This is a genomic window from Kordiimonas pumila (assembly GCF_015240255.1).
GTDB lineage: Bacteria > Pseudomonadota > Alphaproteobacteria > Sphingomonadales > Kordiimonadaceae > Kordiimonas > Kordiimonas pumila.
Genome location: NZ_CP061205.1, coordinates 2,286,629 through 2,299,203, shown reverse-complemented (window position 1 = coordinate 2,299,203; position 12,575 = coordinate 2,286,629). Strand labels below are relative to the sequence as shown.

General features: G+C 43.7%; 10 protein-coding genes. 1 reads left to right on the top strand and 9 read right to left on the bottom strand.

Annotation, left to right across the window (positions count from 1 at the left end; translation table 11 throughout):
* The first annotated feature begins 15 nt into the window (after positions 1–15).
* A complete protein-coding gene (gene phoB / locus ICL80_RS09995) occupies positions 16–705 on the top strand; it encodes a phosphate regulon transcriptional regulator PhoB (RefSeq protein WP_194211854.1) in 690 nt (229 codons plus the stop codon).
* A 31-nt stretch (positions 706–736) separates the two neighbouring features.
* Here phoB and ICL80_RS09990 read toward each other — a convergent pair whose 3' ends face one another.
* Genes ICL80_RS09990 through ICL80_RS09950 form a run of 9 tightly spaced genes read right to left on the bottom strand, consistent with a single transcriptional unit; the run spans position 737 to position 12,571 of the window.
* Positions 737–2,626, bottom strand: a complete 1,890-nt coding sequence (locus ICL80_RS09990; protein WP_194211852.1) for an XrtA/PEP-CTERM system amidotransferase — start codon at positions 2,624–2,626, stop codon at positions 737–739.
* On the bottom strand, positions 2,614–4,143 hold the full coding sequence (gene xrtA / locus ICL80_RS09985; RefSeq protein WP_194211850.1) for an exosortase A: 1,530 nt from the start codon (positions 4,141–4,143) through the stop codon (positions 2,614–2,616). Before xrtA ends, ICL80_RS09990 begins: the two co-directional genes overlap by 13 nt.
* Positions 4,140–5,333, bottom strand: a complete 1,194-nt coding sequence (locus tag ICL80_RS09980) for a TIGR03087 family PEP-CTERM/XrtA system glycosyltransferase (RefSeq protein ID WP_194211848.1) — start codon at positions 5,331–5,333, stop codon at positions 4,140–4,142. The genes xrtA and ICL80_RS09980 overlap by 4 nt, the downstream gene beginning before the upstream one ends.
* Positions 5,334–5,338: 5 nt before the next feature.
* On the bottom strand, positions 5,339–6,382 hold the full coding sequence (locus ICL80_RS09975; protein WP_194211846.1) for a FemAB family XrtA/PEP-CTERM system-associated protein: 1,044 nt from the start codon (positions 6,380–6,382) through the stop codon (positions 5,339–5,341).
* Position 6,383: 1 nt separating this feature from the next.
* Positions 6,384–7,301: an XrtA system polysaccharide deacetylase gene (locus ICL80_RS09970; RefSeq protein WP_194211845.1), complete on the bottom strand. Its 918-nt coding sequence runs from the start codon at positions 7,299–7,301 to the stop codon at positions 6,384–6,386.
* The gene (locus tag ICL80_RS09965) at positions 7,291–8,334 is read right to left on the bottom strand and encodes an XrtA/PEP-CTERM system-associated ATPase (RefSeq protein ID WP_194211844.1); all 1,044 of its coding nucleotides are present in this window, start codon (positions 8,332–8,334) and stop codon (positions 7,291–7,293) included. The genes ICL80_RS09970 and ICL80_RS09965 overlap by 11 nt, the downstream gene beginning before the upstream one ends.
* A 6-nt stretch (positions 8,335–8,340) precedes the next feature.
* The gene (locus tag ICL80_RS09960; protein ID WP_194211842.1) at positions 8,341–9,813 is read right to left on the bottom strand and encodes a TIGR03016 family PEP-CTERM system-associated outer membrane protein; all 1,473 of its coding nucleotides are present in this window, start codon (positions 9,811–9,813) and stop codon (positions 8,341–8,343) included.
* 8 nt (positions 9,814–9,821) lie between these two features.
* Entirely contained in the window at positions 9,822–10,925 is a 1,104-nt protein-coding gene (locus ICL80_RS09955; protein ID WP_194211840.1) for an XrtA-associated tyrosine autokinase, read from the bottom strand.
* Positions 10,926–10,942: 17 nt separating this feature from the next.
* Entirely contained in the window at positions 10,943–12,571 is a 1,629-nt protein-coding gene (locus ICL80_RS09950; RefSeq protein ID WP_194211838.1) for an XrtA system polysaccharide chain length determinant, read from the bottom strand.
* Positions 12,572–12,575 lie beyond the last annotated feature (4 nt).

Sequence of the window (12,575 nt, the reverse complement as noted above, 5' to 3'; positions counted from 1 at the left end):
GCAAAGGATATAAAAGTGAAGACTCGAATTTTACTTGTTGAAGATGATGAAAACATCACCGAACTGGTTCGATATAACCTTGAACGTGCAGGCTATCTTGTTGACTGCATCGCAGATGGAGAAGAAGGCCTCTATCACGCAACATCAGAAACACCAGATGTCATATTATTGGATTGGATGCTTCCAAACCTGTCAGGCTTAGAGATTTGCCGTCAACTTCGTCGCAATTCAAGCACACAGAATGTACCCATTATTATGCTAACTGCCCGGGCTGATGAACCAGACCGCATTAGAGGCCTAGAAACTGGTGCAGATGATTACATTGTAAAACCTTTCTCTCCTAAAGAGCTTGTTGTGCGTATACAAGCTGTACTACGCCGTGTTCGCCCTGCCCTTGCAGGACACGAACTGACGTTTGAGGACATAAGCCTTGATAACGTATCGCACCGTGTAAGTCGCGGTGACGCAGTGATCCACTTGGGCCCAACGGAATATAGGCTTTTGAGGCACTTCATGGAGAACCCCGGCCGGGTGTTTTCTCGCGAACAGCTTTTAGATGCAGTATGGGGCCGCGATGTTTATGTCGAACCTAGAACTGTTGATGTTCATATTCGCCGGCTTAGGAAAGCTATCAACGAAGGCGATATGAGTGATTATATCCGCACTGTGCGCTCTGCGGGCTACGCGCTTGATAACAAAAAGTAAAATCTCATTGTTAAGTCTGCAGTACCTTCCGCTACAGACTTAACTGAAGGTTTTCAAGGGATGCATTTAACATCAACAATGACCATAATGTCATATGATGATCTCTTCTACCGCTGACATGCTCATCAATGAGTATACAAACATTTTGTTGGTCAATAAGGCCTGTATCAAACAGAATTTCACTCGCTTTTAATTTTTCCAACTCGGGTATAAGTTCATTACGAAGCCAGTTAACCACGGGTACAATAAAGCCCTTTTTCTGACGGTATAATATTTCATCCGGCAAAAAACCTTCAAGAGCTTTCTTGAAAACTGCCTTGCCTTCACCGTCCATTATCCTGTCTGAAGCCGGTAGGCGTAAGCCATACTCAATAAACTTATGATCCAGGATCGGCACACGAACCTCAAGTGAATGAGCCATACTTGCCCGATCAACTTTCGTAAGAATATCACCGGGTAAATAGGTTTTTAAATCAATATACTGAATAGTTGATAAAGGATCCGCTCCCTCGACCTCCTTCGCTAACTCCTTAAACCGCTCGTGTGGATGATAACCATCTAAATAACCACGCATTTTTTCTGTATGCAGTCTCACTCTGTCACGGTCAGGTGTTTTACTCACTGTTTGAAAGTAAGCTTCGGCAGATGAACGGGATAAGGCTTCAAACGTTGACTTCGCTCGCAAAAACTGCGGTGCATAATCAAGCTTAGGGTAAAGCTTTGCAAGCGGCCCAAAAATGATGCGGCGCAGACTAAGAGGTATAGTTTTCCGCAGCTTTTCTTCCATCATATGAAACTTGTATCGGCGGTATCCTGCAAATAGCTCGTCACCACCATCACCAGATAATGCCACTATCACCTTTTCACGCGCCAACGCGCAAACCTTATAAGTAGGAAAGGCTGAAAGATCAGCAAATGGGTCATCATATACTTTGGCCATTGTGCGTATTAAGCCGCCGTCCTCCGCCGAGGAAAACCTTAATCTGTGATGGGTTTTAAAATGGTTAGCGACCCTCTCGGCATAACCACTTTCATCATATTCAATATCCTCAGAGCCAATAGCACATGTTTCCACCGGAGATGTGCTGTTTTTGCTCATGAGACCCACAACAGCTGAAGAATCTACCCCTCCAGAGAGAAATGCGCCTAAAGGCACGTCCGCTATCATCCGTAATTTAACGGCTTCCTCCAACCGGCCAAGTAATTCCGATGCATCAGTAACAACCCCAGACCCCCCTGTAATATCTGGTGACCAGTATTCTCTAATATCATCCTTCGTTTGGCCTTGACGCTTGATCATTGTACATGCTGGCGGCAACGTACAAACACCTGCAACCAATGACTTGGGGTCAGGTACATAGCCAAGTGCCAAATAATCTTCAAGGGCGTCTATACGCAATTTTCTACGGCAGGCAGGGTGCTCAAGTATTGCCTTTAATTCAGAACCAAAGACAAAAGTCCCATCGGATACTGTTGTATAATACAAAGGCTTAATACCAAGCCGATCGCGTGCTAAAAATAACTCCTGCTTACGGTTATCCCAAATACCAAAAGCAAACATCCCACGCAGACGTGTAACACAATCTCGGTCCCATTCCAGATAGGCTTGTAATAAGACCTCCGTATCAGACTTGCTTGTAAAATGATGGCCAAGACTTTCCAATTCACGCCTTAATGCCTGATAATTATATATTTCACCGTTAAAACTGATAATAACTTGCCCATCAGCCGAATACATAGGCTGGGCACCGCCTTCAAGATCAATGATACTCAGTCTTCGGTGACCTAAGCCAACTGTCTTGCCATAATAAAAACCATCTCCGTCAGGGCCTCGGTGGCTAATGGCATTAGTCATGGTCCTCAGCACCTGCTGAGGTAGTTCCATAGTCTCAGGTACCATCATGCCAGCTATGCCACACATAAAATTTTTCCTGTTTCTGAGGGCTTAATTTCATTCCAGAGAAAGTCTTCCGGCGCAAATGTTGACAAGAACCTTTTCAGCAAAACCTCGGCAGGGGGTGCACCCTCATATACCGGGATGGTAATTGTCAGCAAAGCACCTGCGGTTTTTCCGTACAGCAGTTTTTCTTTTGCAGATGCAAGCTTAATATTAAGGCCGGAGTTCATACCTTTACCTGCAATATAATAACTGGTCCAGAGCACTTTGTTAGCACGAAAGCCGGTATAATGTCTTTCTTCAAAGTCCCACCCTGCAACTGAAAAATTACCAGGCCCAACCCCGGGCAAACTTGTCCAGTTATCTTCTGTGCGCGGCAGCTTAAACAGCATAGGCTTTTCTGTTCGCACAGGGCAATAAAGAGCCGTATCTATAAAAACGTAATCAGCACCAATTCGGTAGCGCGCTGAAAAAGTTTCATCAGCATTCTCAAAAGGTGCTTTTTCCCCTTTTGTATCAATATCTAAAAGGCGAATACCACAATCATCACATGTTGGTGCCTGAAGCATACCCACATCCAAAGCACTCAGATACCGTTTTGGGGAAATAGTCCAGAAAAACAATGGTAACAAACACACTGTCACAGCAACGGCAATACCCTGTTTTCTGGATATATGATGCACTGATACAGGCTCGACAGCCATGTCATTTTCAAACGCTTTTTTATCTGAAAATTTATAAGCAACAGCAATCAGTATCAATAATACAAAGGACAAAAAGCCCCAGCCATAAACGATATGATCGATGCCACGCGCAAAAGACTGATCTGTAGCTTCCGCAATTAATAAAATCCCTAACACTCTAAAAGCATTAGCAAAAATCGGTATCGCCGCAGAAGCTAGAACCAACAAAACACGCTTAAACCAGCTGTCGTATGCAAGATGGGCCAATAAAACGCCAGTAACCATACTGGTAAACAGAAATTTGATACCCGCACACGCCTGTGCAACTTCATACAAACCGCTTGATAAAGTTATCAAAACACCATCAGAGGAATTTGCCACCCCCATTACAGACAGCATGTTTATAACCATATCTGCGGTGATGTACTGCATGACAGGCACAAGGGCACTGCCAAAAGGCACAATCAATATAAGAAACGCAACAGGAAAAAGGATCGCCCTAAATACATAAGGCCCAAAAACGGTGAGAATAATGGCTTGTATGCATAGAATATAGCTAACATGTTGCAAAATCTTAATATCAATTGCCACAGCAAGGAACTGGACCACCATAACGGACGCTGTGATAATCAGGCCGGGCCACCAGTAAAACGCCGGAACGCTTTTTAAGATATCGCGTCTACTCCACACCAAGGCCATAGAAACGAAGGGAATTACCTGCCCATGAGAAAATATGTCAACATTGGTAATCAGATAAAAAAGGTGTTGAACAGGGTCAAACCAAACATAAGTGACCAGTGTTAGAGCAATAAGTGTTACAAACAATTTGCCTAGAATATGGTAGGAGAACATTTTCATAATATTTCCTGCACATACCCATCAAGTTCTTTACAACTGCTTTCCCAAGAAAAGTTTTTTGTAACAAATTCCCGAGCTGCAGTACCTATCTTTTTGGCAAGAGCTTTATCGTTAAGGAGTGCAATTAAACGCGTTGAAAACTCCGATGGATCATCCGTAACCCATATGGTATTGCCTTCATCAGCCTCTATGCCCTCATTCGCACATGATGTTGCCACAACACTTTTGGCCATCGCCATTGCTTCTAATACTTTATTTTGCACACCCCGTGCCGTTTGTAACGGCGCCACAGCAACACAGGCCTTTGCTATTTCAGATGCCATGTCATCAACATATCCTGTAACCTCAACCCCATTGATGGTGGCAAGTGCATCAACCCTTTTATGATGAGGCCCCCCAGCAATCCGAAATTTGGCCGTCGGTATAGCATCCTGAACGAGCGGCCAAACATCATTGCAAAACCATTCAACCGCTTCAATATTAGGCTGATAGTTCATTGCCCCACTAAATATGATCAGGTTTTCATCAGGGTTTGAAGTATATTTGGATGGGTCAAACTGCGAGAGATCCACACCATTTTTGAGGGCAATTACCTTCTCTTTATGAACACCTGCAACAGGGCGAAGCATATTTGCCTCTTGCTCACTCACCAAAAAAGTGCGCTCAGAACGTTGAATTAGTTTCAGTTCATAGGCCCCCAAGGTTTTAGCCTCTCTCGAGTATATATAGGATAAAGGCCATTTAGCCTTATCAGCATAAGCAGCCCATTTTTCAGAATCCGCATCCACCAGATCAGTAAGAACAGGAAATGAACATTTCTGAGGTATAAACTGCCCAACGGCTGCAGAAAAAACAAAAGCTGCATCAAGAGATTTTTTAGCTATGAGGCTATCCACATATCGCTGCATATGACTATGTGGATAAGCAGCTAGTGTTAGAGGTTGCCCGGTTAACATGCCTGACAAACTCAATATTTTTTGATGCAGGGGTGAAACATATTGGAAACACAAAGATTGAGTAATGTTTTCCAACATAGAAATATGCTCAAGGTCTTTTTTATCATCAACAAAAAAGCCAAGGTGTACTTTATGCTTCTTTGTTAAATGATGCAGAAAGTTCCAAGACCGTATTTTATCGCCCTTATTAGGGGGATATGGAATTCTGTGAGCTAAAAAAAGGATCTCCGCCATAGTATTTACCCTAAATGCCTTGCAAGCATTGGCCCTATTGTATTTGCAATTGGTAAAGGTAACCTTTTCCAAGCTGCAACCAGCATCCTATATTTACTGCTACTAGGGTTCAAATCTGGCAGCGTTCCCCCTTCGGCTAAACGAGTTTCATATTGAAGTAAAACAGGTTCAAAGCCCCAATTCTTTTTAAACCTGTAAGGCCCGGTGTCCATTTTGCTACGGCCAAAATCAAAATGTGTTTTACCTTTTTCTGAAGCTTTAATCATTAGCTGATAATACATAAAATCATGCGCACCATATTGGCGAGCAAACTGGTTCCCGCCCGCATAATAAGGAAGAACTGCCTTATCTGCATAAAAGCTCATAAGGCTAGCAATAGCTTGCCCCTTTGGAGACCGTATGATTTGCACCTGAATTTTTTCACCAAAGCTTTCATAGAGCGCGGTAAAAAGCTTTTTAGGGAAAACCGGTGTGCCAAGCCCCCGTACACTCTCAGCATAAAGCTTATAGAAATTTTCAATATCAGAGTCAAAACTACAGCTAAGGCCTGCATCCAGTGTTTTCCTGACGACGGCTCTTTGTTTTCTGGGTATATCAAGAAGGATAGCTTCAGGGGTGTTTTGTAAAGGCTTTTGAAAAGTAGCGGCGTTTGCAACTGGTATAGACCATTCGTTATCCCCTACATGTCGCGCTTTAACAGTACGATATTCAAGGACCTTGATACCATTTTGGCAGGCAAGCTCCCAAGCTGCGGCATCAAGCTCATCATACACCCCAGAATTAATAGCTAAGGGGCCACCATAAACACAGAACATATTGGATATAAGGGCATTACCAAAAAGCTTACTTTTACGCAGTGTTAGCGGCATAATGCCAACAATCTTGGCATTATCCTCAGCTACCAAAAACGGACATTCATGGTTTGCGCCGTTTTCAATAACCGTTTTCCACTCAGCATAATGACAAAAGGTCCCATCAACGTGTCTATCGACAAAAGCATTCCATGATGCAATATCTGATGAGGTCATTTTCCTGATAGAAACAGCCATACTATTTTCCAACTTTGACTTCTGTGAGGATATTTTCATATATATCCTGCATGCGCCCCCATGAAAAATCTTTTGCTAAACGCGTTAATTTTGCTGGCAGCCTAGCCTGCCCTTGGTAATGCCTAAACCTTGATAAAAGGGGGGCTTCCTTCACATAAGGCTGATCTGTATCCATTTCCCAGGGGTGCATATAAAAAATTGCTGGGGCAGACGATTGCTTCGCACCGTTACGAAGTAAATACCGTGACAGCCAATAAGGCATTAACCTAAAATATCCTCCACCCGATGCTGGTAACCGCCTGAAAGGCACATCACAAACTGTCATAGGTATTTCTACTATTGAAGAATTTGCAGGGTAAAAAGGCGCTCTAGGCGCGGACTCCATACCATAATGATCTGTTTTCACAGGATAGAGGCTGGATGAATATTTAAATCCCTCTGAATCCAAAAGATCATAAACCCACCATACGTTTGGTGTCAGAGAAAAACTCGGTGCTCTGTAGCCAATAACTGTTACACCTGTAACATCTTCAATCGCGCCCTTGGAGCGCTGAATATCTGCTTTAAAGTCAGCCTTGCTCATCGTAAACAAACGATCATGATCAAGGCCGTGGCAGGCAATTTCATGGCCATCATTCACTATAGCTTTTAAAAGAGACGGATACTTTTCAGCAACCCAACCAAGGCAAAAAAAAGTGCCTTTGATAGATGCGCCGCGCATAAAGTCCAAAAGCTTTAATGTTTGAAGCTCTACACGGCTTTCAAGACTTGGCCAGTCTGCTTTTGTAAAGGTCGTCTCAAAAGCGCCAACCTGAAACCACTCTTCCACATCAACAGTAAAGGCAAACGTACCGGAAAGTGCATTTGCCTTCACTATGGGCGCTTTAAAAGACGAAGCAGACAGTGTCTTAGCTTTCATTGCCCTTTGAACCACCACCCGCTAGCTGTGCCATAATATTTGTCAGTTTTTGAAGAGTTTCGTCTTGGGATTTCATCATGTTTTCAAGCTTCCCTAAACGATTTTCCATTTCATCAACTTCTTTTTTATCAGCCGCTTCAAGAGGAATAGTTGAATCATTCTGCCGGTTAACAGGTGAAAGCCTCACAGGTCGCGCTGAAGAAGTGGCAACAACGGGTCGTTGATCGCTGGACATATCTGCTACCACAGCAGCAATAACCTCACCATCAATATCATGAACTTCTTCAAGTGCACCATATAGAAGCACACGAGAGCAAAGTGTATTCAACCTACGAGGTACACCTTGGCATTGCTCGTAAATTGCTTCTACCGCATCAGCTGTAAAGCATGGATCATTATCCCACCCAACAAGCTTCAAACGGTGTTCAATATACAGGGCCAGCTCTTCCTTTTCCATAGGCTCAAGGTGATGGGTGGCAATAACACGTTGTCGCAATTGCTCAAGCTCCGGTGCCGCGAAAATCCGCTCTCTAAACTCTGGCTGCCCGACTAAGAAGCTTTGAATAAGCGCTTTGTCACCTTCTTGAAAGTTAGATAACATCCGCATTTCTTCAAGAGCTGCGTTGGATAGGTTTTGAGCCTCATCAACAACAAGCAAGGCCCTCCGCCCGAGCTTAAATTGCTCTCGCAAGTATCTTTCAAGCCGAGCTAAAAGCTGACCTTTATCATCTGCCTGCGCATCAAGGCCAAAAGCTGCAACAACACTTCGAAGCAAATCCTCAGCGCTTAACTGCGTACTTACGATCATTGCTGCAATATATTCATTGCGATCAAGTGTATCAAACAAATGCCTGACCAATGTAGTTTTACCCGTACCAATATCACCTGTTACAATAATAAAACCCTCACCCTGATTAAGACCATAGGTGAGATAAGCCATAGCTTTTTTATGAGTACGGGAACTATAATAAAAACGCGGATCAGGTGTTAACTGAAACGGGCGCCCCTGTAGATTGTAAAAACTTTCATACATAACGACTTAATACGTTCCTCTTATATAAAAAGTCAGAGTGTTCTCTTCAATATCTGCACCTTGCGCAGTTGATAACCTCTCACTATGCCCGTATCCTACGGCAATTTTGAAATATCTGGAAACTGTTTTTGCCCAATCCAAGTTACCTTCAAAATAATCGTCTACACGGTCAGAATTTTCAAATTCACTGCGACGATACCCTAAACTGCCAGAAAGTGTAGTGCTTTTGTTTATTTTGTGCTTAAAGCCCGTCGATGTACCATAAGAATTGGCCGTGCCTGAATCATTATCAAATGTGCGACGTTCATAATTTGCGGTGATATACGCATCAGTTCGTTTATGGCGCCATGAAAGTGTCATTTTCGCAACCCTGCGACGAAAATCTATATCTGAAAACGAGAATTTTGGATCTGATTCATCTGAAGGTAAGCCTTGGCTATCTATTATGCCAATATCATCATTAAACTGGTATGATTGCAGTGTATCATTTCCAACAATAGTGTTCGCTGTGATAATGTCCTGATATGAACCCGTTAATTGAACCCGCGACGTTATAAGGTATTGCATCGTAGCATACCATGTTTTGCGGCTTCCCTCTCTACCATGTCTGACGGTTAAATCGAGCTTACGGCCTGGTGTCCAGCGAAAACCTGCATCCCAGCCAAAACCCTGTTCAGACAAGATCGCGCTTTGAAAATCATTAGAAGAATAGCTAACAGATCCAAGAAGTGAAAAGAAACGGTTAAATTTGTACTTTAGCTCAGCGCCCACATGTTCATTACGAAAGTCATTCGTCTCAAGACTACGGCTAACCTTTGAACTATCCGCATATAACCGCCACTCAAAATGTGTAAACCTGTCCCCAGAACCAAGAGATGCTGTTAGTTCTTGCGAAGTTGAGTCAGAAAAATTGGAAGTCAATGTCTCGTCATCAAGATTATCAGCGGGCGACAATGAAACACCATACCGATATGTCATGCGCCAATCTGCATAATCCCTCAAGCCACCCTTCAGGATTGCTGTGCCTGTATAATTTTGCAACGTTCTTCTGTTATCTGTCCGGTTTGCAAAGCTACTTGAAAGGCTACCCCGCTGGTTAAGGTATTGCTGGCTAATACTAGCCCGACCATTAATGCTTAAGTGATCTTTCCATATCTCAGAATCGAGCGTACTAAACATTTTGTGCCGGACATCATGGCCACCGTCAGACAAATAATAATAATAATCGTAAGCGTAATCTAGCGCTAGACGCGTTCTAGCACTTTCAACATGCACATTTATGCCGGGAGAAAGGTTTAACACAGCATCTTGCACCCTGTCGCTTTCAGTGAGATTAGCATTATCCGTTAATGTCACTCGCCCTTCACCCCGTGGATCAATCCATACATGCTGTGCATACGCAGCCTGTAAGCTCACTACGGGTAATAAAAAAAACACTGCAACGCGTGCAGCTTTTCTATATGGGGCAGCAGTCTGCATAAAAACTCCTACCGACCACCATAGCCATAGTACGTAGCGAAACGCTTATTACTGCCGCTAAATTTCGTTTGGTTAAGTAACAGGTTAATATTTTCGCACGCACTGATCATGTTAAGGCTTTCCTTGATCTGCGGCTCTGATGTTTCTTCTGCCTTAATAACGAAAACAACTTGCCCCATATAAAGGGCAAGAACTGAAGCTGCAGAACTGGCAAGAACTGGAGGCGAATCAAAAATAACAAGTCGATCAGGGTAGCGTGTAGCAATTTCATCAACGATTGCTTCCATCCGCTCACTGGCCAGTAGCTCGGTTGTCAAATTATGCTGCCGCCCGGCTGGTAACAGTACCAGATTGGGAATGTTGGTGCGAATGAGACAGTCTGATACATCAAGCTCACCGTCTGCCACCACATCCATTAAACCTCGGCCACCAGCAACACCAAGCCTATTAAGAACCTCTGGTTTCGAGAAATCCGCATCGACAAGTAATACGGTAGTATCCTGCTCCGTAGCGATGGAAAGTGCTAGATTAATTGTGCAAAATGTTTTTCCCTCAGCCGGATTAGAACTCGTTACCAAAATAACATTACTATTTTTGCTTTTCTGCATGCCCTTCGAAAAAGCATTTAGAAGAATAGACCGTTTGATGATCCTGAATTCCTCTGACATTAAGTTAGGTGGCATGTCAGGTGTAATATAGCCCGCCTCACGCAAGCTTACCAAATCAACTTCTTGCTCCGGCTTTTTCTTGGCTTTTTTTATCTCAACAGGAGTTTTATCTGCCCCCCCGCTATCGATATGGCTTTTGCCTATCGCAAGTGTTGTTGGATCGTCTTTCTGCGGTAAATCTGCATCCGCGTTTTCGTCTTTTGGCTTTGCTTCGCGATTTTTTCTCGCACTTGAATCGCCTATTCCACCAGCAAATGGTCTGCTCTGACTTTCCTGATCTCCAGGGTTCATTGAAGAAGGGTCACGCTTCTCTGTTTTGGCGTCCCCAGATTGTTTTTTAGACGCAAAAGGCGATTTTCCGTCGAGAGAGGCAGCTCGCTCAACAAGGCTGGAGGCCTTCTTTTTCTTTTCTTCGTCTTTTGCTGACCGTTCTATAATATCCATTTTACTACTCTTCAATGTTATCCAAGTGATGGTCCGCCTAAAATATCCATCGCAAGGAACACTGCAAATACGATAAACAGCAGCGCACTAAGGCCCGCAAATAACAACAAATCGATACTACGCTGCTTCGTCTCTTGTTCAGAAAGCGTCCTTGTGACATTACCGAGAACAGGCAAATCAAAACTCGCCCTCAACTGTTCAACAGTAATGATTACAGGCCGTAACTGCGACAAAACAAGTGCCACACCAATACCGGCAACTAAAGCACCAACAAGAACTGCGCTCATAAAAAGCAAGCGCGGCGGGCCACTGGGCTTTTTAGGTGCAACAGGAGGCTCAACAACACGAAACGCAACGGTTTCATCTGCGCCTTCAACATCCGCTCGTAAATCAAGGCTTTGTTTTTGTTTCTGTAATGATTCGTATGTTTTCCGGATCAAATTATAATCGCGCTTAAGCTGGCTTTCCTCGGCCTCAATCTCTGGAACACGCTTGGCTTTTTCTTCAAGCTCAGCCACTTGATTTATCTGTTCTGCTTCACGTTGCTCCATTGACTTGATCTGCGTTAACGTTTGTACGTTTTGAAGCATTAATTCTTCATAAAGCCGGTTAGGCGTCTCAGTGGTGAGGTTTGAGGCCCGCCCTGTCTGAACAGCATCTTCAATTTCAGCGGCTACTTCTGCCTGTTGCTGTTCCATTTCCACTTTTAAGGCATCGATCTGCCTACTTACATTCACCACATCAGGGTGCATATCGCGGAAGCCAAGAATTCGAAGTTGATCTAATTTTTTCTGCAGGTCAGCGAGCCTTTCTTGCAAAGGATCTCTGTCACCTCCATTTTTAGTGCGAGCAGAACGTGCCTCCCTGATTGTCGGAGGCACGTTTTTTAATTGTTCCTGCAATGTTTGCTGCGAAACTCGCAACTCGCCTATCTTGTTACGCGTTTCTCTTAAATCTTTTTTGGCATTATCTAGGCGTGTCAGAAACTTGCTATCGCCACCAACATACTCAAGGTTATCTTGTAAAAACTTAGCATGAGCAGCTTCAGCCGAGCTTAACCTGTCGGAGTATTCCCGAATATTCTGTTCAAGAAACTCCTGACCTTGGCGAACGTCACTTCCGCCTGATTCTCCCCCTTTCTCCAAAAAGAAAGAAAGAAGGCTGTTCACAACATTTTTTGCCACTTCTGAGCGCTGCTTATCACTCAGTCTTTTTTCATCAATCTCATACTGTATTCTGTATTCGCCGTCATCCAGCGGTATAATACGTATATCTCGCTGCAGACTGGCTACCATCTCGGTTAATAGTGCATCATTACTTGCTAAACGATCAAGATAATCAGAGCGGCGGATAATTTTTTCGATATTCGGACGTGTTATCAAGGTCCTGCGGATAGCATCCACTTTTCGAGTTGTATCAACATCAATACCAAGATTTTTTGCAATCATCGGCAAAATAGTATCCGCATCAACAAAGATACGTGCATTTGCCTCGTAACGATAAGGCATTGTTGACACTAGTCCCCAGCCCAGCAAGCTGATAATCCAGCTTGTCACAAGCAAATACCAACGCTTTCTCCATATGCCATAAGCAATGGTTTTAAGCTGTTGAAAGACTTCATGAAGTCCTAATGCTTGCGCGGCCAATTAT